General features: G+C 67.4%; 16 protein-coding genes and 2 pseudogenes. 16 read left to right on the forward strand and 2 right to left on the reverse strand.

The genetic code is table 11. The annotated features are described in order from the left end of the window. Positions 1-11 precede the first annotated feature (11 nt). From AC07DF_RS40960 to AC07DF_RS41000, 9 genes are all read left to right on the forward strand, one after another. Positions 12-872, forward strand: a complete 861-nt coding sequence (locus tag AC07DF_RS40960; protein ID WP_478982637.1) for an isocitrate lyase/phosphoenolpyruvate mutase family protein — start codon at positions 12-14, stop codon at positions 870-872. Continuing rightward, complete coding sequence (locus tag AC07DF_RS40965) at positions 869-2,014, forward strand: thiamine pyrophosphate-dependent enzyme (protein WP_478982639.1); 1,146 nt, start codon at positions 869-871, stop codon at positions 2,012-2,014. Before AC07DF_RS40960 ends, AC07DF_RS40965 begins: the two co-directional genes overlap by 4 nt. Further along, the gene (locus AC07DF_RS40970) at positions 2,011-3,201 is read left to right on the forward strand and encodes a phosphonoacetaldehyde reductase (RefSeq protein ID WP_478982641.1); all 1,191 of its coding nucleotides are present in this window, start codon (positions 2,011-2,013) and stop codon (positions 3,199-3,201) included. The genes AC07DF_RS40965 and AC07DF_RS40970 overlap by 4 nt, the downstream gene beginning before the upstream one ends. Next, positions 3,183-5,336: an aminotransferase class V-fold PLP-dependent enzyme gene (locus tag AC07DF_RS40975; RefSeq protein ID WP_478982643.1), complete on the forward strand. Its 2,154-nt coding sequence runs from the start codon at positions 3,183-3,185 to the stop codon at positions 5,334-5,336. The genes AC07DF_RS40970 and AC07DF_RS40975 overlap by 19 nt, the downstream gene beginning before the upstream one ends. A 17-nt stretch (positions 5,337-5,353) precedes the next feature. Beyond that, the gene (locus AC07DF_RS40980; protein WP_478982645.1) at positions 5,354-6,010 is read left to right on the forward strand and encodes a class I SAM-dependent methyltransferase; all 657 of its coding nucleotides are present in this window, start codon (positions 5,354-5,356) and stop codon (positions 6,008-6,010) included. Between the two features lie 67 nt (positions 6,011-6,077). After that, the gene (locus AC07DF_RS40985) at positions 6,078-6,770 is read left to right on the forward strand and encodes an aspartyl/asparaginyl beta-hydroxylase domain-containing protein (RefSeq protein ID WP_478982647.1); all 693 of its coding nucleotides are present in this window, start codon (positions 6,078-6,080) and stop codon (positions 6,768-6,770) included. Continuing rightward, entirely contained in the window at positions 6,770-7,519 is a 750-nt protein-coding gene (locus tag AC07DF_RS40990; RefSeq protein ID WP_478982649.1) for an SDR family oxidoreductase, read from the forward strand. The genes AC07DF_RS40985 and AC07DF_RS40990 overlap by 1 nt, the downstream gene beginning before the upstream one ends. Positions 7,520-7,531: 12 nt before the next feature. Then, positions 7,532-8,770, forward strand: a complete 1,239-nt coding sequence (locus tag AC07DF_RS40995; protein ID WP_478982651.1) for a GNAT family N-acetyltransferase — start codon at positions 7,532-7,534, stop codon at positions 8,768-8,770. A 55-nt stretch (positions 8,771-8,825) separates the two neighbouring features. Further along, entirely contained in the window at positions 8,826-10,073 is a 1,248-nt protein-coding gene (locus AC07DF_RS41000) for an MFS transporter (protein ID WP_478982653.1), read from the forward strand. Positions 10,074-10,089: 16 nt separating this feature from the next. Here AC07DF_RS41000 and AC07DF_RS41005 read toward each other — a convergent pair whose 3' ends face one another. After that, positions 10,090-11,592: a sodium:solute symporter family protein gene (locus AC07DF_RS41005; protein WP_478982655.1), complete on the reverse strand. Its 1,503-nt coding sequence runs from the start codon at positions 11,590-11,592 to the stop codon at positions 10,090-10,092. A gap of 171 nt (positions 11,593-11,763) precedes the next feature. Between AC07DF_RS41005 and AC07DF_RS41010 the strand changes: the two genes are divergently transcribed. Then, complete coding sequence (locus tag AC07DF_RS41010) at positions 11,764-12,000, forward strand: DUF3311 domain-containing protein (protein WP_478982657.1); 237 nt, start codon at positions 11,764-11,766, stop codon at positions 11,998-12,000. Positions 12,001-12,054: 54 nt separating this feature from the next. On the opposite strand, the gene AC07DF_RS41015 is transcribed toward AC07DF_RS41010, so the two are convergent. Further along, positions 12,055-13,395 (reverse strand): GNAT family N-acetyltransferase, encoded by a 1,341-nt coding sequence (locus tag AC07DF_RS41015; protein ID WP_478982659.1) that lies wholly within the window; start codon positions 13,393-13,395, stop codon positions 12,055-12,057. Between the two features lie 364 nt (positions 13,396-13,759). Here AC07DF_RS41015 and AC07DF_RS41020 point away from each other — a divergent pair, with 364 nt between their 5' ends. The 6 genes and pseudogenes from AC07DF_RS41020 to AC07DF_RS41045 form a co-directional block, all read left to right on the forward strand. Beyond that, positions 13,760-14,692 (forward strand): fatty acid desaturase family protein, encoded by a 933-nt coding sequence (locus AC07DF_RS41020; RefSeq protein ID WP_478982661.1) that lies wholly within the window; start codon positions 13,760-13,762, stop codon positions 14,690-14,692. Positions 14,693-14,852: 160 nt separating this feature from the next. After that, positions 14,853-16,269: pseudogene (locus AC07DF_RS41025) on the forward strand (sodium:solute symporter family protein). After that, positions 16,266-16,874, forward strand: coding sequence for an RNA polymerase sigma factor (locus tag AC07DF_RS41030; RefSeq protein ID WP_478982663.1), 609 nt, complete (start codon positions 16,266-16,268; stop codon positions 16,872-16,874). Before AC07DF_RS41025 ends, AC07DF_RS41030 begins: the two are co-directional and overlap by 4 nt. Positions 16,875-16,885: 11 nt before the next feature. Further along, a complete protein-coding gene (locus AC07DF_RS41035; protein ID WP_478982670.1) occupies positions 16,886-17,119 on the forward strand; it encodes a hypothetical protein in 234 nt (77 codons plus the stop codon). Between the two features lie 105 nt (positions 17,120-17,224). Then, positions 17,225-18,296 (forward strand): annotated as a pseudogene (locus tag AC07DF_RS41040) (transposase); the annotation flags it as partial. Between the two features lie 264 nt (positions 18,297-18,560). Continuing rightward, positions 18,561-25,475: amino acid adenylation domain-containing protein (locus tag AC07DF_RS41045; protein WP_478982665.1), on the forward strand; the 6,915-nt coding region annotated here is incomplete at its 3' end.

Raw genomic sequence — 25,475 nt, forward strand, 5'->3', positions numbered from 1 at the left:
CGAAGTCAACTGTGTCCTCTCCGCGCGCCGCCGCGCTCCGGGAGGCGTTCGCCGATGCCCGGCTGGTCAGAACTGCCGGCGCGCACGACGGCCTGTCGGCCCGGCTCGCGGAGGAGGCCGGATTCGACGCCGTTTGGGCGTCCGGGCTGGAGATCTCGGCGGCGAACGGCCTGCCGGACGTCAGCCTGCTCGGCATGGCCGAATATCTTGCCGGAGCCGTGGCGATGCAGCGTTCGGTGTCGCTCCCGGTGATCGCCGACTGCGACACCGGATTCGGCGGTGTCCTCAACGCCGCTTACACGATGATGCGTTACGAAGAGGCGGGCATCGCCGGCATCTGCATCGAGGACAAGATCTTCCCCAAGCGCAACAGCTTTGTGAACGCCGGCCAGAAGCTCCTGGCGGCCGATGAGTTCGGCCGTAAGCTCCAAGCCGCCAAGAGGGCCCAGCTGTCGGCGGACACCGTACTGATCGCCCGCACCGAAGCGTTCATCTGCGGCCTCGGGCTGGAGGAGGCGCTGAGCCGCTGCCACCTCTACGTCGATGCCGGCGCGGACGCCGTACTCGTCCACTCGAAGGCGGTGGACTCCTCGGAGATCGTCTCTTTCATGCGGGAGTGGGACCACCGGGCGCCGGTCGTGATCGTTCCGACCACCTACGCCGACTTTTCCTCCACGCAGGCGCGCGAGGCGGGGATCGCGATGGTCATCTACGCGAACCACGGTATGCGCGCCGCCATCACGGCCATCCGCGACACCTGGGCCGACGTCATCGCGAAGGGCTCCACCGCGGACCTGGAACCGCGTATCGCCACCGTCAAGGACATCTTCGCGCTGTCCGGCATGGACCAGTGGCTGGAAACCGATCGATGAGCCCCCAGGTCACCGCAGAGGAGTTCGTCGCCGCCCTGCGTGCCTACGGGGTGCGCAGTGTGGCGGGAGTGCCGTGCGGGCATCTCGCCGGCCCCTGGGCACTGTTCGACGACGCCGGGGATCTGACGCCGGCTGTGTCGGAAGGCGCGGCGCTCGCCATCGCCGCAGGGTGGGAACTGGCGGGCCGGACATCGGCCGTGCTCTGCCAGAACTCCGGATTCGGCAATCTCATCAACCCGCTGGCGTCCCTGCTGCTGCCGTACCGGGTGCCGTTGCTCGTCGTCATGACCATGCGTGGGTGGCCCGATCCGGGTGAGGACGAGCCGCAGCACGCCACGATGGGCAACTCCACCATCGGCATGCTGGAGAGCCTTGATGTGCCCCACACAATGCTGTGGGAGGGGAAGCTGGACGAGGCACTGGCCCAGGCCGCGGAGGCACGGGCACAGGGCCGTCCCTTCTTCCTGCTGGTTCCTCGGGGCGCCATCGGAAAGGTCACCGGCGCCTACTCCGTCGCTGAGTCCACCGACGGCCGGCTCACCCGCCCGGACGTCGTCTCCTGCCTCATGGCGAAGCTGACGGACGAGCTGCTGGTCACCACCACCGGCTATCTGTCCCGACAGGCCCACCACGAACGGGACCGGCCGGACACCTTCTACATGCAGGGCTCGATGGGGCACGCCTCGGCCGTCGGCGTCGGCCTCGCCACCGCCCGGCCGGACCGGCGTACGGTCATGCTGGACGGCGACGGCGCTTTCCTCATGCACCTGGGAACCGGCTCAACCCTCGGCGCGTCCGGTGCCCGCAACCTCACCCATGTCGTCGTCGACAACGGCTGTTACGAGTCCACCGGCTGCCAGCCCACCACCTCCCGCCGACTCGACTGGGCGGCCCTCGGCACAGGGCTCGGTTACCGAACCGTACTCACCTGCGACTCACCCCGAGAGCTTGACGGGAGCACGCACACGGCACTGACCGCAGAAGGCCCGGTGCTCCTCGTGCTCACCGTCGTTCCCACGCCGGACGAAGTCCACCCCAGGGCAACCGCGTCGACCGGTCCGGTGGAGATCGCTGACCGTTTCCGCGTGGCTGCCGCAGCCGGTGGCGCGGTCGGCACCGGGACCACCCAGGACACGCCGTGAACCGCAGGACAGAGCTCGGTACCGGAAGTGGGCACATCACCGTACTGCTGGAGGGCAGGGGGAGCTTCGCTGAGGTCCCTCGCCTGTGCGCGGGCCGCCGTGTGCTCGTGGTCGCGAGCGAAGGAGCGCTGCGCCGGGTACCGGTCGCGGCGTGGCCGGCAGTCGACGTCGTCACCTTCACCTCATTCCAGCCCAATCCCACCCTCGCACAGGCGGTCGAAGCGGCCATGCTGTGTCAGGCGTCCGGCGCCGACCTGGTGGTGGGCCTCGGCGGAGGCTCCGCGCTCGATGTCGCCAAGGCCGGGCGCGTACTGCCCGGCGACGTCGCTGCGGCCGAGGAGATCATCGCCGGGCGTCGGCCGGCCACGGCGGACGGGCGGCAGCTGCTGCTCGTCCCCACCACGGCGGGCACCGGTAGCGAAGTCACGCAGTTCGCGACGCTCTACCGGGGACACCGCAAGGTCTCCCTCGACACCCCCGTCGCGCGTACCGACTTCGCCGTCGTGGACCCGGCACTGACCGAGACATGTCCACCCGGTCTGACCTGGACATGTGCTCTCGACACACTGGCCCACGCCGTTGAGTCACTCTGGTCGATCCGCTCCACGGCGTCGTCGCGGGAGCAGGCCACCGCAGCTCTTCGACTGCTCGTGCCCGTACTCCTGCACGCCGACGACCTGCCGGACCCGGCCGAGCGCGATCAGCTCAGCCGGGCGGCCACTTTGGCGGGACGAGCCATCGACATCACCCGGACGACGGCGGCGCACGCGATGTCCTATCCGCTCACCGCGCGTTTGGGCATCCCGCACGGCCTGGCCTGCGCACTCAACTTGCTGTGGCTGGCCCCGTTGGTGGAGGGGGCAAAGGCGGAGCAGGTCATCGACGCCCGCGGCCCTGAGGCGGTGCAAGATGCGGTCGGAACGTTGCACGACCTCTTCAGAACCGCCGACGGTACGGACCTGGCCACAGTGCTGCGGACCGTGCTCGACCGGCGGGCTCCCCGCCCCTACACCTCAGTCCGGTACGACACGTCGCTCGACCTGCTCGTGCGGGAGGGCATGTCGTCGGACCGGATGAGCGGGACACCGGTTCGTATCGAGCGGTCCCAGGCGCGTGCGGGGCTGGAAACCGTCCTTCGCGACGATTCGAGGGAAGGAGTGAGGCACACATGCGCAACTACAGGGTGACGGGCCCCGTCGAGGTACCGCATCACACACTCGCGGCCATGAGCACCCGGATGGTCAGCCACCGTTCCGCGGGATTCCGCGAGCTCATCGGCGCCATCACGCCCCGGCTCGGCATGCTTTTCGGTACGGAGGGCGCAGTCCTGCCCCTGACCTGCTCCGGAACCGGCGGCATCGAGGCGGTCGCCGCGTCGCTGCTGCGGCCGGGGGACCGCGTGCTGTCCGTACAACTCGGCTACTTCGGCGAGCGCTTCGCGGACATCGCCGCACACCACGGAGCGCTGATCGACGTGCTCGCCGCTCCTTGGGGCCAGATCGTGCCCACGGAGCGGATCACCGAGCGCCTCGCCCTCGGGTACGACGCCGTCCTGCTCACCCACAACGAGACGTCCACCGGCGTCATCGCGCCCCTGGGTGAGTGGGCGCGGGCCATCAGGGCTGTGAGCGACTGCCTGATCCTCGTTGATGCCGTCAGTAGCGTGGCCGCCACCGAGATCGGCTTCGACGCACTCGGACTCGACGCCGTCGTCACTGTGACGCAGAAGGCCCTGGCCTGCCCACCCGGCCTCTCACTGGTCGCGGCGTCCGAGCGTGCGCTGGCCCGGGCCGCCGAGCCCGGCGAGGGCTCCTACTATCTGAACCTCGCCCGCGCCGCCGAGCACGCCCGGCAGGGCACCACCACGTACACGCCTGCTCTCTCGGTGCTCTATGCCCTGGACACGGCTCTTGCCGAGATCGAGAAAGAAGGCGTTGAGAGCGTGTGGGAGCGCCACGACCGTACGGCGCTGCGATGCCGGGAAGCCCTGCGCGCCCAGGGGCTGACGGTCGTTCCCGACGAGGCGAACAGCTCCCCGACGGTGACCGCCGTCCGACTTCCGGCGCCCGCGGACGCGGAACGCGTGCGGGAGGTACTGGCGGCCGAGCACGACGTGTGGGTCTCGTCGGGACGTGGGCCGTGGAAAAGCGAGGTGCTGCGCATCGGCCACATGGGTCCGGTCGACCCCGACGACGTCGAGGCGTGCGCCGTGGCCATCGGCGTGGCCCTGCGGTCCGCGGCCACGTCTGCGTCGGCTGATTCGTCCTCCCAGTCCCCGCCGACCGCCACCGCGCGGACCGCCGGCTCCGGCGTGCCGCGCACCACCGAGGCGACGCCACTGGTGACCGGGGGGACAGAAACGGCCGACGCACTGGCTTCGGACTGGGACACCCTGGTGTCGAGGCTGGATGCCCCGGTCTTCCACACGCGGGCCTTCCTCAGCGCGTACGAGCACCATCCAGTGCAGCGGATCAGCGCACCCAGGTATCTGGAGGTCCGCAGAGGCGGCGAACTGGTCGCCGCGGCCCCCACGTACCTTCAGGGTGACCCTCTCGGCCTCCTCGGGCTCGCAGACGGCGAACAGGCCCTGCTCTCCCCGATGTGGCACTCCCCGGATTCCCGGCTGCTCACCGCAGACGAAGAGGCGCTCGGGGCACTGAGCGCCGCGTTCGGCGACCGCGCCGCCGAACTGAGCGCCCCCCTCTGGGGGTTCGTCAATCTGAGCGAAGACAGCCCGCTGCTGCCGTCGCTGGCGCGACGGGGGTTTCAGCGCAAGGAACTGGTGCCCCGCTGGACACTGCACCGCTCCGACGCGCCGGACGGCGACACGTACCTGGCCGGCATGCGCAGGTCGGTACGGCGCGACTATCAGCGGCAACTGCGAAGGTATGCGGAGCGCGCCCACACCCTGGTACACGGGGCCCGGTACCCCGGCCTGGTACCGCTGCTCGAACTCATCGCGGCCAGCGCGGCCAGGGCCGGCTCGCCCAAGTACTACGACCCACAGCGGCTGGCGGCGTTCCTGCGTGAACTCGACGGGCCGGTCCGGGTGGTGGAAGTGCGTGAGAACAACGGCGAACCCCTCGCGGTAGCCGTCTGCTTCCTGGAGTCCCGGCGTTTGCAGGCATGGGCCGGCGGCTATGTGAGAGGCCGCTCCGACCTCACCTTCAGCCCGTACTACGCCCTGTGGTGGGAGATCGTCCGGCTCATGTGGGCGACTCGCGCCGACTCGATCGAATGCGGACGGCTCAACGAGACCTTCAAGGAAAAGATGCTCCTCTCTCCGCAGAGGCTCGTGGCCATGATCGGCCCTTCGAAATGACCCCAGGAGGAATACGCATGATGGCCCATGAATCCCTCATCAACAGTCAACTCAACTATTACCGGGCCCGCGCGAAAGAGTACGACGCCACATTTGTGCCGTACATGGACCCGGCATTGCCTCCCGTGCTGACGCGCCTGCGGGCCGGCAACATCAAGGGAGACGTACTGGAGCTGGCGAGCGGTACCGGCTACTGGACCCGCCATCTCTCGGAAATCGCCGATCGGGTCACCGCCCTGGACGGCTCGCCGGAGATGATCGAGGAGGCGCGCAGGCACGGGCTTCCGAACGTCGAGTACATGCGGCAGGACCTCTTCGACTGGACCCCCGAACGTCGTTGGGATGCCGTTTTCTTCGCGCATTGGCTCGCCCACGTGCCCGACGACGCGTTCGACGCCTTCTGGACGGCGGTCGGCCGCGCCGTGCGACCGCAGGGTGTCGTGGAGTTCGTAGATGTGACGCACCACGAACGGCGCCTTGAACAGAAGGACGAGAGTGAGCCGGACGTCGCAGTCCGCCGGAGCCTTCAGGACGGGCGCAGCTTCCGGATCGTAAAGGTGTTCCGCAGTCCCGCGGAGTTGGCGCAGCGGTTGGCCGGCCTGGGCTGGGCGTGCCAGATCGACGAGGTGCATCCCGGCTTCCTGTACGCAACATGCCGTCCTGGTTCCGCGTGATGCCGGTGCCGCTCCATCAGCCGACCCACCTGCCCGTGTTCGCAGTCAAGAGGAGTGACGACCAGTCGTGAAGGGTTCACTGAGCATCAATCAGCCGGGCGTACGCAAGGCGCTCAACCGGTATTTCCTGAAGAACAGCGGTGGCCGCAACCGGTTCAGGATCATGTCGCCCTACTCGCTGTTCCCCGAGTCGAGGAAGCTTGACCACCAGTTCGACCAGATCAAGTCCGAGGTCACCAAGCTCATCGAGTCGCGTGACGTCCGCAAGTACGGGGACATCGATCCCCTGCGGGCCGCGGAGGTGTCCACCGACTGGCGGCTCTACTACGCGTACATGCTGGGCGAGACCAACACGGACGCGTACCGGGACTGCCCCTTGTTCGTGGACTTCGCCGAGCGCACCCCGCGCGTCGTCAACGCGATCATCGCCATCCTCGAACCCGGGGTGACACTCAAGGCGCACAATGGCCCATACGCCGGAATCCTCCGGTACCACCTGCCGTTGACGGTCCCGGACAACAACCCGCCTCGCCTCCGTGTCGACCGGGAGATCCACACGTGGAAGGAGGGCGAGGGAATCCTCATCGACGACACGTTCGAGCACGAGGTCTACAACGAGAGCGACGGCCGCCGGATCATGCTGATCATCGACATCCGCCGGCCCATGGGCCTCCTCCCGGACGCGATGAACCGGCTCAGCCTGCGGGCCAAGCGCAAGTGGTCCGCGCAGTTCATCCAGGACTCGGGCGGCGACATCTGATGACAACGGGCGCAACCGTCGTCACAGGAGGCAGCCGGGGGATCGGCGCCGCCGTCGCACGCCGGCTCGGCGGCCTCGAGGGGCGCGTGTGCATCTCCTACCGCGAGGACGCGGAAGCCGCACGGTCGGTCGTCTCCGACGTGATCGCCGCCGGCGGCGAGGCAGTAGCCGTGCAGGCCGACATGAGCCGACCGGACGACATCGAGAGGCTGTTCACGACCGCCGACAAGGAACTGGGAACTCTGAGTGGCCTGGTCAACAATGTGGGCATCCTGGAACGGCAGTGTCGTGTCGACGAGTTGGACGCGGACCGCCTCCGGCGGATCCTGGACACCAACGTCGTGGGGTACTTCATGTGCGCCCGGCAGGCGGTTCTACGGATGTCGACGATGCATGGGGGCGCCGGCGGGGCGATCGTCAATGTGTCGTCGGCCGCCTCCCGGCTCGGGGCACCCGGGGAGTACGTGGACTACGCGGCGTCCAAGGGGGCCGTGGACACGCTCACCACCGGACTCTCCCTCGAGGTCGCCAGCGAGGGCATCCGCGTGAACGCCGTCAGGCCCGGGTTCATCCGCTCCCAGATCCACGCGAGCGGGGGGGATCCCGACCGGGTGGCACGCGTTGAGCGGAATCTGCCGATGCGACGTGGCGGAGATCCGGATGAGGTCGCCGCGGCCGTCGTATGGCTGCTGTCGGCCCAAGCCTCCTACGTGACAGGTTCGTTCATCGATCTCGCGGGCGGGAAGTAAGAGGTTCCAGCGGTGTCACACATCAGCGATCTGAACAGCGTGGACGACGTCCCGGTCGGGGAGTGGGAGGAGCTGACCCACGAGTCGGACATCGACGCGAGCCGCGGCTTCCTCCAGTTCAGGGAGTTTCTGGAGCCGGGCGAGAGCGTACTGCTCACGTCCCGGTCGGCGGGTCGGCTGCGGGGCGCCCTGCGCGGCGTACTGGCCGTTCCGGAGTCCGGCCTGACCAGCGACCCGTGGAAGTTCGTCGGCTCCCAGGCCGTCCTGCGGCTGGATGACAGCGAGGAGGGCAAAGCCGATCCCCTTCGGCGCGCCCAGCGAGCCCTGGCCTGCGAAGCGGCGGGAGCGAAAGAGGAGACGGACGGGGAGGCGCCGCTCTGGCAGGTGCTGAGCCGCGGCGTCGGCCCGTGCCTGGTCGTCAGGGAGTTCGACCGCAGTGAACTGCAGCTGCACCCCGAGGCCGACGCAGCCGAGGCCGAAAGCCTGGCGGCGCAGTTGGTCCGTGCGGCGCAGACATGGGTGGTGGAAAAGGGCGCGGGGGCGGTGGCGTTCCCCTTCGTCAGCCCTCGTGACGGCAGGCTGCGCGAGGTCCTCACTCAGGCCGGGTTCCGCGGTGGAGCGATGACGGGGGCGTCCTGGATGGACACCGGGAGATTCGGCAGTTACGAGGAGTTCCTGACCGCTCTCCCGAGCCGTCGCCGTCGGAGGTACCTCCTGGAGGAGAGACGGCTCCAGGAGGCGCCGGGCCTGGCCACGGGCGTGGCCGACCTGGCCCGGAACGCCGAGCGGGTCGCCGTCCTGGAAGCACAGACGCTGATCAAGCACGGCGGAAAGGCCGATGTGGAGGCGATACGCCGGGCACGTATCGAACTGGCGGGAAGACTGCCGGACGCGGTACGCGTGCCGACCGTCGAACAGGACGGCCGGATCCTCGCCTGCGCCCTGCACCTGCAAGGCCGGAAGAGCGTCGTCTTCATGTCCTACGGCTGCGACTACGGCGTCGAGGACCGCAGCGCCGCGTACCCATGGGCGGCGTTCTACTACCCCATCAGGACGGCCATCACCAGTGGCGCGGCGACGGTTCGGCTCGGTCTGGAAGGGTTCGAGGCGAAGACCCGGCGTGGCGCTGTGACCGAGGCGCGCGAGCTGTGGGTCTGGATACCGGACGCGGTCAGGCTCGGGAGGCTCGGAGAATTGCTCGACTTGGTGGGGGACAGGAACACCGCGTATCTGAAGCGATTCCCGGGCTGAGGCCACCCACCGACCAACTCGCCGACCACGACCGACAGGAAGCGGTACAGCAGTCATGACATCGCGAGGGACCACCGCCGAGACCGGCATGGAAACGGCCGGGAAGGAGGGCATGCCGCATCGGCTGCTGCTGCTGGCACTGGCTCTCGGCGCTTTCAGCATCGGCACTGACAGCCTGATCATCAGCGGTCTGCTCGGCGAGATCGCCGCCGACCTCGACGTGTCCGCGGCCACCGTGGGCCAGCTGATCAGCGTCTTCGCTCTCGTGTACGCCGCGGGGGCGCCCGTCCTGGCGACTGTCACCGCGGCCCTGAACCGCAAACGGCTGCTGCAGGGCGCCCTGACGGTCTTCGTCCTCGCCAACCTGCTGGGAGCCGTCGCCCCGAACTACGCGGTGTTGATGGCTTCCCGGGTGCTGGCCGCTCTGGCAGCGGGACTCTATCTGCCGTGCGCCATCATGATCACGGTGAGCGTCGCCCCGCAGCAGTGGAGGGGCCGGGCGCTCGCCATTGTGGTCGGCGGCATGTCCGCGGCGACCGCCCTGGGCATCCCCCTCGGCACCCTGGTCGGTGCCGTCGGCGGCTGGCGCTTGGCGCTGCTCCTGGTGGCGGCCCTCGCCGCAGCAGCCGTGGCCGTCCTGGCCGGCGTCCTCCCGTACGTACCTACGCAGGCAGCGGTCACCATCCGGCAGCGGATCACCGCGGCGACACACCCCATCGTCCTGATCGCACTTCTGACCAACGTCCTCGCCTGCGCCGGCGAGTTCGCCGTCGTCATCTACATAGCTCCCCTCGCGATGCAGCTCACCGGAGTAGAGGCAGCCGGCGTCAGCGCCTTCCTGCTGGTGTCGGGCATGGCCGCAGTGGCCGGCAGCGCCCTCGGGGGGAGGGCTGCCGACAGATTCGGGGGCCGACGCGCCTACGGCGGAGCCGTCGTTCTCCTCTTCACCGGACTGTTGGCCATGGTGCTGCTTGCCGTGGCCGCCCAGAGAAACGCCCCGGGCACCACGTTCGCGTTCGCGCTGTGCCTGTGCGTCGTCAGTGTGGCGTCCTGGGCACTGCCTCCCGCACAGAACCACTTGATATCCGGCCTGGACATCCCCGAGCCGACCGTGGCTCTGTCCCTCAACGGCTCATCCTCCTATCTAGGCCTGGCACTCGGCGGAGCCCTGGGCGGACTCGCCCTGGAACGCGGATCGATCACCACGCTCACCCTGACCGGAGCGGCAATCGAACTCCTGGCCCTCGTCACCGTGGTCCTGGCGGCGGCTCTTGCGAGACAGCGCCGGACTGCCGCCCGCTGACCTCCCTCCGACGGCGTCAGTCGCCTCGGGCGCCTGGCCCCTTCCCGATCAGGTTCAGTACGGCGGTACCGACGACGGCGACGGTGAGATTGAGCAGCATGGCGGCCAGGCCCGCGTAGAACGCCAGCGAACGGCCGGGTAGACCTAGCGGAACGAGGGGCGAGAAGCCCGCGTGTACGACCAGGACCGTCCCGAGCACCATCCCCACCGCCCAGCCGGTGATCAGCGCCCGGGGATGCAGACGTCGGGTGTAGAGACCGATGGCGACGGCCGGGAAGATCTGCAGGATCCAGACACCGCCGAGGAGCTGAAGGTTGATGGCGTCCTGGTCGCGCAACCCGAAGACGAAGGCGGCCGCACCGGCCTTCGCGGTGAGCGAGACTGTCTTGGCGATCCGTACCTGCCGTTTGGGGGTGGCGGTGGGGTCGAAGTACTCGACGTACACATTGCGAACGAAGGAGGTCGCAGCCGCGATCGACATGACGGCGGCCGGAACCAGCGCGCCGATCGTGAGCGCTCCGAGGATCACTCCGGCCAGTGCTCCCGGCATCAGCCGCACGATCAGCATCGGGACGGCGGTCTCCGCTCCGTTCGGAGGAGTGTGCACATTCGCCGCCAGTGCGGCGATGCCGAGCAGACCAAAGAGAGCGAGAACGGCTGTCCACAACGGCAGAGCGACAGTCGCCCGGCGCAGCGTCGACGGACCGGCGGCGGCAAAGGCGGCGGTGACCACGTGCGGATACATCAGCAGGGCGAGAGCCGAACCGGCGGCGAGTGTCGCGAATGCGGGCTGCTGGTCGGCCGTGAGGAGCAGGGCTGGATTTCCGGTGGAGGTGGCGAGGCGGGTCGCCGCCGCGTCGAAGACAGCGCCGGTGCCACCCAGACGCGTCAGCACCAACCAGCAGATCGCCAGCGTCGAAACGAAGATGACGACGCACTTGAAGAGCGAGATGACCGTCGGGGCCCGCAACCCGTACCGATAGGTGGCAACGGCCAGTCCCGCGAAGATCACGACCATCGCGATGTCACTGACGATGCCTCGCGAGGGCATCCCAGCGGCGCTCAGCACGGCCCGGATTCCCAGGAGTTGCAGGGCGAGATACGGCATGGTCGCGAGGATGCCGGTCAGCGCGACCACCAACGCCAGTGGCGCCGACCGGTACTGGCCGCGTACGAAATCGGCCGCAGTGACATAGCCGTGCTCTTGCGCCATCGTCCACATCCGGGGCAGCAGGATGAAGGCCAACGGGCACACAATCACGGTGTAGGGGAGGGCGAAGAAGGCCGGCGCGCCGTTGCCGTACACCAGACCCGGAACCGCAGTGAACGTGTACGCGGTGAAGATGGTGCCGCCCAGGAGCAGCCACGTCCAGAAAGTACCGAGCACGCGGTCGGAGAGCGCCCAGCGGTCGAGCGAGGGAAGGTAGTCGTTGGGATGCAGACGGCGGGCCGTGACGGTGAGAAGCGAGGCGCTGCCGATGACGACGATGAAAGTCGCGGCCATCGGAACATCGGTCATGGGCACTGCCTCTGGGGTCGTGAGCCTTGCGCTGGGAAGCTGCTGCGGTCAGGAGCGGACTTTCGGCTGAATCCCACCGAACAAACTGCGGGAATCTGAAAGAAAACCGGCCATACAACTGGCGGATAATATCAACTCTCGCGCACGGGGGACAGGATTGAGGAGGACTTGGTGCCACAGGCGGAAGACATAAACCCCAGGAAGGGGCGAGCGCGTCGGTTCGCCGCCGCTGCGTGCCTGATCGCTCCGGTCGTCGCGCTGCTCTCGGTCCCGTTGTACGCGCGTGACCGGCCGCGGCTGGCCGGGGTGCCGTTCTTCTACTGGTTCCAACTCGCCTGGGTTCCCGGCTGCATCATCGCGATGCTCATCGCACACCTCCTCACCCGGCGACGGGCCCAGGACTCATAGCTCCTTTCCATGACTCGGCCGCCGCCGCGCGCCGTGGGTGAGTGCGCAGAAGGCTCAGCGCAGGACGGAGGAACCCGGTCCCACGGGAGCCGACCCTCGTACGATCACGTCGTCCGGCCGACCGAGCTCCAGGCACATCTTGACGTCATCGAACCGCTCGTTGGCGACAGCGACCCCACTGGGAAGCCGCCCCCACTCACGGAAGCCGAGCTGCTCGTACAGGGCGATGGCCCCGTGGTTGTTCCCGCGGACACCGAGCGTCAGCAGCTCCAGTCCGGCGCGTCGTGCGTCCTTGACGAGCGCGGTGACAAGGAGGCGCCCGATCCCCAGTCCGCGTGCCTCCGGGTGGCTCATGAGCTGGGGGATCTCTGCGCTGTGCCGATAGCTGGCCGCGGAGGTGTGTCGCTGCCAGAGCCCGCATCCCACGATGTCATCGCCCCGCACCGCCACGGCGAGCGCTGCGTCGGACGACCGTACGTCGGCGAGCATTTCCTCCAGCCACGCGTCCGTCTCCTCCCGGCCGGGAACCATGTGATAGCCGAGAGCTCCGCCCTGTTCCGTGACAGCGGCGATGACCGCGTGCACCCCTGCCAGCAGAGTGGGGTTCGCCTCGGTCGGCCAGACGAGGTCGATGTCTCCCGAGCCGACTTTCCCGGCGCAGTCGGTGGAATTCCCTTTCCACGCGGGGGAGTTGGTGGATATGGCATCTGCCAGGGCGGAGGCGAACCGGGCCGGATCGTCTGCCGGCAGCTCGACTCCGGTGCCTGGCACCTCGATGACCGGGACGCCGGCCGCCCGGACCTCGTCCTCGTGCGCACGCGGTCGGCTGTGGGCGCCCCGAACCAGGGCTTTGGGGTGCGGCAGCTTGAGAAACAGCTCCGTCAGGCCGGAGTCCCTCCCCTTCATCCAGCCGACCGCGCTGCGATGCAAGGCGGTGGGGTTCGCGGTCCGGATCCGGGCCGCGTGCTCGGGCACCGATCCTGCCAGCACACTCCGGAACCCACGGCTGACGAACTCGGCCTCGGCGTAGGAGGCGACAGTGGCCCCCCGCAGCCCGTCGCCACCACAGAGAGCGGCCCCGGTGACGACGACACGGGAGAACAGTTCGGGACGCCGGGCGGCCAGAACAACACAGACAGCACCGCCCATCGCGTCACCGATGAGAACGCAGTCCCGGGCCCGTACATGGTCGAGGAGTGCAGCGACGGTCTCGGCGTGGGCCTCCAGCGTGTAGGTGAAGTCGCCGGGGGCGTCACTGAATCCGTGACCGAACAGATCGGGGATGAGACTTCGCTTTCCAGCGAGCCCTGGCTGCGACGCGATGCCGGGAAAGTCCGCGGAACCGGCACGCCCAAGGTCATGAAGAAAGACGTGCGGGGGCCCGTCGCCAGACATGTCAATCCAACGCAGGTGACCGGAGGCTTCACTGACATATATCGACTGCACAAGTGCTCCTCGTGGGCGGCAACGCCTTCGCTCGGCTGAACCTCGCCGGCGCATTGGCCAGTACGGTATCGCGAAGCGGCCGTCACCTCGGGGTGGGGGAAAGGCCGGGCCGTCCGCCGACCCCACACACCGGGCAAGGACCGAACGAGGATGCGGCAAGGCCGGACCGAGGACCTCTCTCCCCAGAATGTCCTGGTCGCGACCATGTTGGATCAGCTCGGCATCCTCAATTTCCTTCGTTTCGCGACGTCCACGGCTAACAGATCTGCCGCACTTTTTCGTGCGTATTCCGAGCCTGAAAACGAGGAGCACGATGTCCGCACCGGCCGCAGAAAGGCAGCCCCAACTTCTTTTCAAGAAGGCCCGGGTGACCCGGCACGACGAGCGCGTCTTCGTGGCCAAACTGCTCGTCGCTCTCGTAATGGTGGCGACCGGCTGCTTCCTCGCGCTACGGCCACAGTGGCCTTTGGTGATCGCCGGAGTGTTCCTACTCGGCGCCGCGTACACCCACATGGTGGAACTCCAGCACCAGTGCCTGCACCATTCGTCGTTCCGCAATTCGAAACTGCACCGGGCGGTCGGCCTTCCACTTGGCCTTCCCCTGCTGGTGGTCTACAGCCACTACCGGGTACAGCACTTGCAGCACCACAGATACCTGGGCACGCCGCAGGATTCCGAATTCTTCGGCTTCGATGCACGGCAGCCCCTCACCTGGCGCATGCTGATTGAGGGGACTTTCGATTACGTGCGCCTGGCCAAAACCCTCAAGGATATCGCACGCAGCTGCACGGGACGCTGGACGTACGACCTCGGCCAGATATCCGAACGGCGTAGACGTGAAGTCATGACCGAGTACCGGATCCTCGGTGCGCTGCTGCTGGCCATTGTGCCCCTGACCGCCTCGGGCATGGGGGACTTCATACTCCGCCTCTGGCTCCTTCCACTGCTTTTTGCCGTACCGATGCACTTTCTGCTGGAACTCCCCGAGCACATCCTGTGCGACTCCGAAACCACGGATGTTCTGCGGAACACGCGCTCCATACGCGGCAGTTGGCTGAGCACCTGGTTCACCAACGGGAACAACCTGCATGTCGAGCACCACGCCGCCATGGTCGTACCGATCAACCGTCTGCTCGAAAGGCACGACGAAGTGCGGCAGCACGGTGCGCATGTCGAACGCTCCTATGTCGACTTTTACCGGCTTGTCCTCCGGGAGGCCCGGAAGAACTCCGCACGGACCCGATGACGTGCCGACCGGGCAGGCCTATACCGCGCCGAGCCGCCTGCGCCACCGGTCGGGGCGCCAGTTTTTGGCTGGTTTCCGTGGCTCTCGCTGTCCTCCCATTGGCACGGTCGCGCAACTCATGAGAAGAAGTTGCGCATGTCTAACGGGGGGACGGTGACTGATGCCTGAAGAAGCCATGCTCGCGGGCCTGGTCTCCGTCATCGGCGGGGCGTCGGTCCTGACCGTTCTCGCGCGCAGGTTCCGCCGAACCGACGACCTGCCCTCGCTCGAGAACTGGGCCCTGCTCGACCGGAAACTGAAGACGGTATGGACCTGGCTCCTGCTGGGCGGCGCGATCTACACCGCGTACACTTTCGCCGCCGTGCCCGGCCTGGTCTACAGCGACGGCGCGTCAGGCTTCTTTGCCCTGCCCTACACAGTGATCGTCGGTCCGCTCGCCTTCTTCCTCCTGCCCCGGCTCTGGGCGGTCGCACGACAACACGGTTACGTGACCGTGGCCGACTTCGTCCACGGCCGCTACGGGTCACCGCCGCTGGCCCTGGCAGTCGCCCTCACCGGGATCCTGGCCACCATGCCGTATCTCGCACTGCAACTGCTCGGCGTGCGCGCCGTGCCGGCCGTCGGGGATTTGAATCCGCGAGGAGCGACCAGTGACCTGATCATGTTCGGACTGTTCGCCGTGCTGACTGTGGCGACCTACCGCCATGGCCTTCGTACGCCGACGGCTCTCTCGGCTCTCAAAGGGATCGCGATCTTCTGCTCCGCCTTCGCGGTGACGGCGCTCGTCCTCGTCCGGCTGGACGGACCGGGGAACATGCTCCAGCGGGCCGCGCACCGACTCGCCGCTCGCGGGGCCTCCGACGCCTCACTCACCCTGGCGCCGGATCAGCAGAGCGCCTTCCTCACGCTCGCTCTCGGCTCTGCCCTGGCGCTGCTGGTGTACCCGCACGTGCTCACCGCGGCCTTCGCCGCCTCGGGCACCGAGACCCTACGGAGGGCCAGCGTCGCCCTGCCGGCCTGGACAGGTACTCGGCCTGTTCGGAATGCTCGCCGTGGGAATCCGCCCGCCACCCGGGCGCGCCGAGGCCGCCGTTCCGCTGCTCGTCGAGCACCTCATGTCCCCGTTGCCGGCCGGACTCGTTTTCGGAGTCATGACGCTGGGCGCACTGGTCCCCGCCGCGATGATGTCGATCGCGGCGGCATCCCTGTTCGTGCGGAACGTCTACGTCGCTTACTTCCACCCCACCGCCACACCCAAGCGCCCGGTGCGAATGGCTCGTTGGCTGTCACTGACGGCGCAACTCGGCGCGGTCGCCTCCGTCTACGGCGCCCGCGACCAGGCCGCCATCAACCTTCAACTCCTCGGCGGTGTCTGGATCCTGCAGACCTTCCCCACCGTGACCGTCGGGCTGTTCACACGGTGGCTCCACCAACGAGCCCTGCTCAACGTCCTGGTTGCCGTGGTCCTCACTCCGACGTCCGACCGTATCGGCGCACCCCGCGGTGCGGACGCCACCGCTCTTCCGTCGCGTCTGAATCTCAGGCGCAGTCCAGAGAAGGGAACGAGCAGTTTATGAAACGGGCTCGCCAGAACGCGTATCCCCCGTTGTCACCGACCGTCACGGACGTCGAGCTCACGAAGAACAGTGGCACGCAGGACGGCGACGGACCGCCCCTGGTGGACCCGGACGAGCTGGAACGCGAAGCCGCGCTGTCCCAGCTGTTCGACCGTCACTACACCTCGATGCTTCGGCTGGCCACGCTCCTCGGCGCCGACGACCCCGAGAACATCGTGGCCGAGGCCTACTACCAGGTTTATCGAAAATGGCGCAAACTGCGCGACACGGGTGCCTCTGAGGCCTATCTGCGCTCCGTCGTATGCAATCTGACGCGGATGCGCATACGCCATCTGCAGGTCGTGCGGAAGCATGTGGAGGCACCGCCGGTCGACGCGGTGGCGTCCGCGGAGAGCTCGGCCCTTCTCCATGAGGACCAGCGTGCGCTCATCTCCGCGCTGAACCGGCTTCCGCGCCGGCAGAGGGAGGCCCTGGTCCTGCGTCATTGGCTGGGGCTGAAAGAACAGGAAATCGCGCAAGCGATGGGCATATCGTGCGGCTCGGTCAAAACGCACACCGCACGTGGTGTCGCCGCACTGACTCAGGCGATGGAGGCCCGACTGTGAGTAATTCCGCTATGCCGACACCTCCGCCGGGCACCGAACAACAGCTTCGCGAGGCTTTCGAGGCATTGGCGGAAGGGGTACAGCCCGCACCTGACGCGTACCGTGCCGCACGCGGAGACTGGGTGCGCAGGGAACGACGGCGTCGGCACATCCTCGCCGTCCTTGTGATTGTGTTGTTCACCCTGGCCATTCTGATCGGGCTCTGGGTGCTCAACCAGGTTCCCGTTAACCTCGCGCTTTCATGAAGCGGGCTGTCCGGCAGGCGGTCAGGAAAGCAGAAAGTGCCCTGACCAGCAAGAATGAGGATTGTCGAGGTCCTTGTTCCTGCCACCGCCGGAGGCACTTCCCAGGTGAAGCGCTCTATCGGGTCCTACCCCCGTGTCCGTGTACAGGACGGCGGCCGTCAGGTCGCCTCCCAGGCTAGGGCCGTCGTGCTCGTCGAAACGGTCCGCCAGACCGGTCTTGACCAGGCAATATCCCAGGCTCTGGCTCCGCGGCGCAAACCGCGGGCCGTCCACGGTCCCGGCAAGGCCCTCCTGGACGTCGCCCTGGCGGTCGCACTGGGCGGGGACTGCCTCGCGGACGTCGCGATGCTGCGGTGTGAGCCGGCCGTCTTCGGCCCCGGTCGCCTCCGACCCGACCATCTCCCGCCTGATCGACACCCTCGCCGCCTCTGGCGAGAAGGCCCTGCAGGCTATCCGGTCCGCACCCTCCGAAGTCCGTCGCCGTGCCTGGTCGTTGGCCGGCGAGAATGCCCCGGACGTCGACGGCCAGGTCACGGTTGATCTCGACGGTGTCCTCGTGATCGCCCACTCCGGCAAGGAGGACGCGGCCGCAACCTGGAAGAAGACCTACGGTCATGGCAAAACCGGTGAGCCCGTTGCTGCCTCAGGCCGGGAAACGCGGGCTCCAACACGGCAGCCGACCACATCACCACCGCCCAACTCGCCCTGGCTCAACTGCCCAAGCATTACCGGCGAGGGCGCCAGGCCCTGATCCGCACCGACTCCGCGGGCGGCACCCACGACTTCGTGTCCTGGCTCGCCAGGCGAGGGCGATGGCTGTCCTACTCGGTCGGCATGGTGATCACCGAAGCGATCCACGGACGTGTACTGAAAATCCCCGCCTCAGCCTGGACCCCGGCCGTCGAGATTGACGGTGAGGTGCGTGACGGGGCCTGGGTCGCCGAGCTCACCGGCAAGCTCCTGGACGGCGATCGGCCGGCCGGGTGTGTTGGTCGCGAAGCACGTGATCCGCATGCCGTCCGCGTCCGTGATCCTCAACTGGGCGCTCCGTCACCGGCTGCGGGCCAGGACCGAGGACCGGATCCTGGCCGCCCGAGCCACCGGCCTGCGCAACCTGCCCCTCCGCACAACAGCCCAGAACGAGGTCTGGCTCGAGATCGTCCAGATCGCCCTCGATCCCGCCCGAATCGAGGCTAGGGACAGGGTGCTGCCCTCCGAACCGGGCCCGGCGGGACAGCACAGGTAGCCCGCAGCCGCGCTTGGGTCATGGAAGAGGACGGCGTGAGGCCGAATCGAGGAGCGCGCGTCCTAGCCTGACCTCGTTTGTGTGGCGAGGTCGCACTTTCAGTGACGTCTGTAGCGCGGTGCTGCGTCCCTGCCGCTGCTGAGCAACATTTTTTGAGCCGGTCAAGCACGTTGCAAGAGGGAGTGGGGAGAGGTCATGCAGGAAACCAGGAAAATCCTTCAGCCTGCATTGCCAGCTCAGTTCGGCGTAGGAGTTGCGCGACGGCGCGAGCCGAATAGCGTGCAGTACAACTGCGCCATCTCCTTCTCGGGTGCGGGCCATCTGGATCGCGACCTTCTGGAGCGGGCGATTCGCTCGGCGACCCAGCATGACGAAGCGCTACGGCCCTGCCTCCACGTCATGGATCTGACCAGTGTGTCTGACGCGGAAGACGTGGCTCAGGCATGGGTGGACGGTGACGTGGCCCAGGTCGGTGACCTCATGTCCGGCGAGGCTCTGTTGAACCACGCGCTGTTCCTGCTGCCGGACCAGCAGTTCACCTTCTACGTCCGCTTTCATCGCGCCCTGCTCGACGAGCACCATGCCATGGTGTATTGCGAGCGCATCGCCGACGCGTATTCGGCATTGAGCCGGGGGGACCTGCCAGGGGATGTCGAAGAAGGCGAAGGAATTGAAGGAACTGACGGGGCAGAGTGGTTCGACAGGACTGAGGAATCCCTCAGTCCTGCGCGGCTGAAGCGCGCCCAGGCGTACTGGTCGCAAGCCTTCACGGAACTTCCCGCGCCCACAAATCTCGGGCAAGGCCCGAGCGTTTCGGCGGAACCCGTCCAGAGTATTTCGACAACACTGCCGCTCGACCTGGTGGCGAAGGTCCGTAGAGCGGCCGAGAGGCTGGGCCGGCCGTGGCCCGTACTCGGAATAGCGGCTGCCGCCGTCTACGCGCACCGGATGACGGCGATCGACGACGCGATCACGGGAGTCAACGACGTGATCGTGGACGTCCCCGTACCCGCTCGTCCGACTGGCTCCGCGCGGGTCTCCATGGCGAAGCCGGCACACGTGCCGTTGCACGTCGCCGTGACAGATTCGATGAGCTTTTCCGAACTCGTGGATCAGGTGTCCCGCAAAATCGGCATGCTCGTCGAATTCCTCGACACGCGACTTTCGTTCGCCGAGTACCGGACCGTCACTCAGGTACTCGCTTCCGCATCCGCGCGCGATTTGTCCCTGCATCTCCATGGAGGAGCCGACGGATCCGCATCGACGATCGGACTGAAGATCGAAGCGAATTCGAAGATTTACTCGGCCGAGGAAATGACACTCCATGCGCAGCGGTTCCTGGCCTGTGCCAGTGAGCTGGTCGACCGGCCCGGCACTCCCCTGGAGGGACGCGATCTGCTTGCGCCGGTGGAGCGGGAGCGGTTGCTGGTTGAGTTCAATGACACGGCTCGTGGGGTGCCGGTTGGTACGGCGTCGGAGTTGTTCGAGGCTCAGGTGGGGCGGACGCCGGATGCGGTGGCGGTCATCTGTGGTGATGCTCGTGTGAGTTATGGCGAGTTGAATGCGCGGGCGAATCGGCTGGCGCGGGTGTTGGTGAAGCGGGGTGTGGGTCCGGAGCGTCTGGTGGGTCTGGCGTTGCCGCGGTCGGTGGACATGGTGGTGGCGGTGCTGGCGGTGCTGAAGGCCGGCGGCGCGTACCTGCCGATCGACACCGATTATCCGGGTGAGCGGATTGCGTTCATGCTTCGGGACGCGGAGCCGGTGTGTGTGCTGACGACGGGTGGGGTGGCGTCGGGGCTGCCGGTGTGGGACGCCGCGCGCGTGCTGTGTGTGGATGATGACGAGGTGGCCGCGGAGACGACGGCCATGGAGGTTGAGGATCTGGCTGCGGGAGAGCGGCTGGGGTCGTTGAGGGCGGAGAGTGCGGCGTATGTGATTTATACGTCGGGGTCGACGGGTCGGCCGAAGGGTGTGAGTGTCACGCACACCGGGCTGGTGAGTCTGGCTGTGCTGGAGGCTGACCGGTTCGGTGTGGGTGTGGGCAGTCGGGTGCTGCAGTTCGCTTCGCCGAGTTTCGATGCGGCGGTGTGCGAGCTGATGGTGGCGTTGCTGTCGGGTGCGGGGTTGGTGGTGCCGGATACCGGTTCGCGTGCGGATGTGGCGGGCCGTCTGGCGAGCCTCGTACAGGAGCATTCCGTCACTCATGCCCTGCTCGTGCCGAGTGTGTTGGCTGGTGTGGACCCCTCTGACATGCCGAGTCTGCGTGTTCTGTTGGTCGGTGGTGAGCCGTGTGCACCGGACGTGGTGGCGCGGTGGTCGGTGGGCCGGCGGATGTTCAACGCCTATGGGCCGACCGAGACGACGGTGTATGTGACGTTGAGTGATGTGTTGGTGGGTGGGGTGGTTCCGCCGATCGGCCGGCCGGTGTGGAACACGCGGGTGTATGTGCTGGATGGTGGGTTGCGGTTGGTGGCTCCGGGTGTGGTGGGTGAGTTGTATGTGGGTGGTGCGGGTCTGGCGCGGGGGTATCTGAACCGGGCGGGTCTGACGGCGGGCCGGTTCGTGGCGGATCCGTTCGGTGCGGCGGGTGGGCGGTTGTATCGCACGGGGGATCTGGTGCGGTGGGGTGCGGACGGGCAGTTGGAGTTCGTCGGGCGTGCGGATGACCAGGTCAAGGTCCGTGGTTTCCGGATCGAGACCGGGGAGATCGAAGCGGTCCTGGCCGAGCAGCCCGGTGTGGCTCAGGCGGCGGTGGTGGTCCGGGAGGACCGGCCGGGCGACAAGCGCCTCGTCGGCTACGTCGTACCCGTCGGCATCGCTGCCGATCCCGACACCGTCGCGGGCGCCGCAGCCGAGCAGGTGGGTGAATGGCGCAAGATGTACGACTCCGTCTACTCCGGAGAAGAAGCGGGGAAAGCCGGACTCGGCGAGGACTTCGTCAGCTGGAACAATTCCTACGACGGTGCACCGATTCCCCTGCGCGAGATGCGTGCCTGGCGGGACGCCGCCGTCGCCAGGATCACCGAGGCCGCGCCACGCCGGGTGCTGGAGATCGGCGTCGGTTCCGGCCTCCTGCTCGGACCGCTGGTGCCGCACGTGGAGGAATACTGGGCCACGGACTTCTCCGCGTCGGCGATCCACCGACTCACCGACCAGGTCAACGCGGCCGGCTACGGCGACAGGGTCACGTTGCGCTGTCAGCCCGCTGTCGACTTCGAGGGGCTGCCCACCGGCCGGTTCGACACCGTGGTGCTGAACTCCATCGTGCAGTACTTCCCTGATGCCGACTACCTCGCCGAGGTCCTCGACGGCGCGCTCAACGCGTTGGCCCCCGGTGGCCGGATCTTCATCGGTGACGTCCGCAATCGGGCATCCTTGCGGGCCTTCCACACCGCGATCCGAACCGGTTCCGCCGCGGCTGCCGCGGACAACGCTCAGCTCCGTGCGGCCGTTGAACAGTCCATGGCGATGGAGAAGGAACTGGTCATAGAACCGGACTTCTTCGCCGTGTGGGCCGAGGGCCGCTCCGACGTCGTAGCGGTCGATATCCGCCTGAAGCGGGGAGCTGATCACAACGAGCTGACCAGGCACCGCTACGAAGTGGCACTGCACAAGACGCGGACGACCGGGGATGCCGTGTCGGCTTGCGAGGACGTGGTATCCCTCGAGGACATCCCCGAACTGGTCTGGGGCGAGGGCGAACTAAACACCCCGGAGGCTTTGTTCCGTACGCTGGCCGGGCTGTTGGAGCAAGCTGATCCGTCCGGACAGTCCCCGGGGACCGGGCCGATAAGGCTTACCGGTATCACGAACCGCCGCCTGGCAGCCGAGGCCACCGCCGAGCGTGCGCTGGCCGAGGGGGCGTCACCGCAGCGGACTCAATTGCTCCTGGACGGTGCGGAGCGCAGGGCTGGGTACGAAGGCGCCCCCCAGACAGGCGAGATCGACGAGTTCGGCCAGGCCGAAGAGCCGGCACGAGTGGATCCCGAAGCGTTGCACGACTGGTGCGCGCGACACGGTTGCCGCGTTCTGACGACGTGGTCCCGGCACGGCGCGCACGCTTTCGACGCGGTGATCCTTCCCCAGGCCGGGCCGGAGGACGTCACGCGTGAGTCGAAGCCATCGGGCGCCGCGACGCGCGGGGGTACCACCGTGTACACGGACGTATATCGTCCGCACGGCGTCGGCGGACGGCTGCAGGACCTGGTGAACGACCCGCTGGGATTCCGTACGACCGGACAGCTGCTTGCTGACCTGCGTGAGCACTTGCGCGGACGGTTGCCGGAGTACCTGGTGCCGTCGGTACTGGTGACCGTGGACAGCTTGCCGCTGACAGCGAACGGCAAGCTCGACCGTGCGGCGCTCCCGGCACCTGATCTCGCGGGCCTTGTGTCGGAGCGGGGACCACGCAACAGCCGGGAGGAGCTGCTGTGTGGACTGTTCGCACAGGTCCTCGGCCTGCCGCGGGTGGGAATCGATGACAGCTTTTTCGCCCTGGGCGGGGACAGTATCTCCTCCATCCAGTTGGTGTCGCGCGCCCGCGAGGCGGGGCTGGAACTGAGCTCGCGGCTGGTCTTCGAGCACCAGACCGTCATGGCGCTGGCGGCCCTCGCCGATGACTTGACCGCGGCGGACGGGGCGGTGAACGAACCCTTCCTGGTGGGCGCCGACCAGATGCACCTCGATGAGTGGGCGGCCGAGAACGTGGTGGTCGAGGATGTGCTGCCGCTGTCGCCGTTGCAGGAAGGGCTGTTGTTCCACACGCTGTTCGACGAGGACGCCGCTGACGTCTACAACACCCAGCAGGTCGTGGATCTGGCTGGTGCGCTGGATGTGGAGGTACTGCGGCGGTCAGTCGAGACACTGATCGACCGGCACGCCAGCCTGAGGGCGTCCTTCCGCCAGGGCAGCGGCGGTGAGTTGGTGCAGGTGATCGCAGGCTCGGTGACCGTGCCGTGGCGTGAGCTCGATCTGATCGACCACACCGAGGTCGATCAGCGCGAGCGGGTGGCGCAGCTGCTGGAAGAGGAGCAGTTTGTCCAATTCGACATAGCGAGCGCGCCGCTCATGCGTTTCGTGGTCGTGCGGCTTGCCGCTGACCGGCACAAGCTCGTGATCACGACTCATCACGTTCTGCTGGACGGCTGGTCGCTGCCCTTGGTGCTGCGGGAGCTGTTCGACCTCTACGCGCGGGGTGGGAACGGTGGCGGGCTGCCCCTGCCGGTGCCCTATCGCAGGCACCTGGCCTGGCTCGCGAAACAGGACAATACGGTTACTGAAACAGTGTGGCGCGAGACGTTGGCCGGGGTGGAGCCGACCCGGATCGCACCTGCCGGGCACCGGCCACAAGCGCGCGCTCACCAGTTGACCACGGTCGAGTTGAGTGGCGAGGTCAGTGCTGGGGTTACGGAGTTGGCGCGTCGGCATGGGCTGACGGTGAACACGGTGATGCAGAGCGCGTGGGCGTTGTTGCTGGCCCGGCTGACGGGCAAGGACGATGTCGTCTTCGGTATGACGGTGTCGGGGCGGCCTGCGGAGATTCCCGGTATCGAGCAGATGGTCGGTCTGCTGATCAACACGGTTCCGGTGCGTGTCCGGCTCGATCCGTCGCAGTCGCTGACCGAGTTGATGGCCCGGGTGCAGGAGGAGCAGGCCCGTCTCAGCGACCACCAGTACCTGGGCCTGACCGACATCCAGCGTGCGGCCGGCCAGGGTGAACTCTTCGACACCCTCTATGTGTTCGAGAACTACCCGTCCAATGCCGACAGTATTTACGACCGCACGGATCTCTCGATTACCAGTGCCGATGAATACGGCATTCCGCACTATCCGCTGGGCCTCTGTCTGCTGCCGGGAAAGAAGATGCGTCTTCGGCTCGGGCACGATACCGATCTGTTCGACGAAGCCACTGCACGGCAGATGCTGGACCGGTTGTGCCGACTGGCCGAAGCGATGGTGGCCGATCCGGCTCAGCGGGTTGCTGTGGTCGATGTGCTGGTTGCCGGTGAGCGGGAGCGGTTGCTGGTTGAGTTCAATGACACGGCTCGTGGGGTGCCGGTTGGTACGGCGTCGGAGTTGTTCGAGGCTCAGGTGGCGCGGACGCCGGATGCGGTGGCGGTCATCTGTGGTGATGCCCGTGTGAGTTATGGCGAGTTGAATGCGCGGGCGAATCGGCTGGCGCGGGTGTTGGTGAAGCGGGGTGTGGGTCCGGAGCGTCTGGTGGGTCTGGCGCTGCCGCGGTCGGTGGACATGGTGGTGGCGGTGCTGGCGGTGCTGAAGGCCGGCGGCGCGTACCTGCCGATCGACACCGATTATCCGGGTGAGCGGATTGCGTTCATGCTTCGGGACGCGGAGCCGGTGTGTGTGCTGACGACGGGTGAGGTGGCGTCGGGGCTGCCGGTGTGGGACGCCGGGCGTGTGCTGTGTGTGGACGATGCTGCCGTGATGGCCGCGGCGGAGTCCATGGCGGAGGTGGACCTCACCGATCAGGACCGGAGCGGAGCCCTGCTGCTGACCGGTCTGGCGTATGTGATTTACACGTCGGGGTCGACGGGTCGGCCGAAGGGTGTGAGTGTCACGCACACCGGGCTGGTGAGTCTGGTTGTGCTGGAGGCTGACCGGTTCGGTGTGGGTGTGGGCAGTCGGGTGCTGCAGTTCGCTTCGCCGAGTTTCGATGCGGCGGTGTGCGAGCTGATGGTGGCGTTGGTGTCGGGTGCGGGGTTGGTGGTGCCGGATGCCGGTTCGCGTGTGGATGTGGCGGGCCGTCTGGCGAGCCTCGTGCAGGAGCATTCCGTCACTCATGCCTGGCTTGTGCCGAGTGTGTTGGCTGGTGTGGACCCCTCTGACGTGCCGAGTCTGCGTGTTCTGGTGTTGGGCGGTGAGCCGTGTGCGCCGGATGTGGTGGCCCGGTGGTCGGTGGGCCGGCGCTTGGTCAATGCCTACGGTCCGACCGAGACGACGGTGTATGTGACGTTGAGCGATGTGTTGGTGGGTGGGGTGGTTCCGCCGATCGGCCGGCCGGTGTGGAACACGCGGGTGTATGTGCTGGATGGTGGGTTGCGGTTGGTGGCTCCGGGTGTGGTGGGTGAGTTGTATGTGGGTGGTGCGGGT

This window comes from Streptomyces sp. NPDC044719 (assembly GCF_056433405.1).

Excerpts from the sequence above, each read along its gene's own strand:
- AC07DF_RS40965 (WP_478982639.1), top strand. The coding sequence starts at position 869 with ATGAGCCCCCAGGTCACCGCAGAGGAGTTCGTCGCCGCCCTGCGTGCC.
- AC07DF_RS40975 (WP_478982643.1), top strand. The coding sequence starts at position 3,183 with ATGCGCAACTACAGGGTGACGGGCCCCGTCGAGGTACCGCATCACACA.
- AC07DF_RS40980 (WP_478982645.1), top strand. The coding sequence starts at position 5,354 with ATGATGGCCCATGAATCCCTCATCAACAGTCAACTCAACTATTACCGG.
- AC07DF_RS40990 (WP_478982649.1), top strand. The coding sequence starts at position 6,770 with ATGACAACGGGCGCAACCGTCGTCACAGGAGGCAGCCGGGGGATCGGC.
- AC07DF_RS41000 (WP_478982653.1), top strand. The coding sequence starts at position 8,826 with ATGACATCGCGAGGGACCACCGCCGAGACCGGCATGGAAACGGCCGGG.
- AC07DF_RS41005 (WP_478982655.1), bottom strand. The coding sequence starts at position 11,592 with ATGACCGATGTTCCGATGGCCGCGACTTTCATCGTCGTCATCGGCAGC.
- AC07DF_RS41015 (WP_478982659.1), bottom strand. The coding sequence starts at position 13,395 with ATGTCTGGCGACGGGCCCCCGCACGTCTTTCTTCATGACCTTGGGCGT.
- AC07DF_RS41020 (WP_478982661.1), top strand. The coding sequence starts at position 13,760 with ATGTCCGCACCGGCCGCAGAAAGGCAGCCCCAACTTCTTTTCAAGAAG.
- AC07DF_RS41030 (WP_478982663.1), top strand. The coding sequence starts at position 16,266 with ATGAAACGGGCTCGCCAGAACGCGTATCCCCCGTTGTCACCGACCGTC.
- AC07DF_RS41035 (WP_478982670.1), top strand. The coding sequence starts at position 16,886 with ATGCCGACACCTCCGCCGGGCACCGAACAACAGCTTCGCGAGGCTTTC.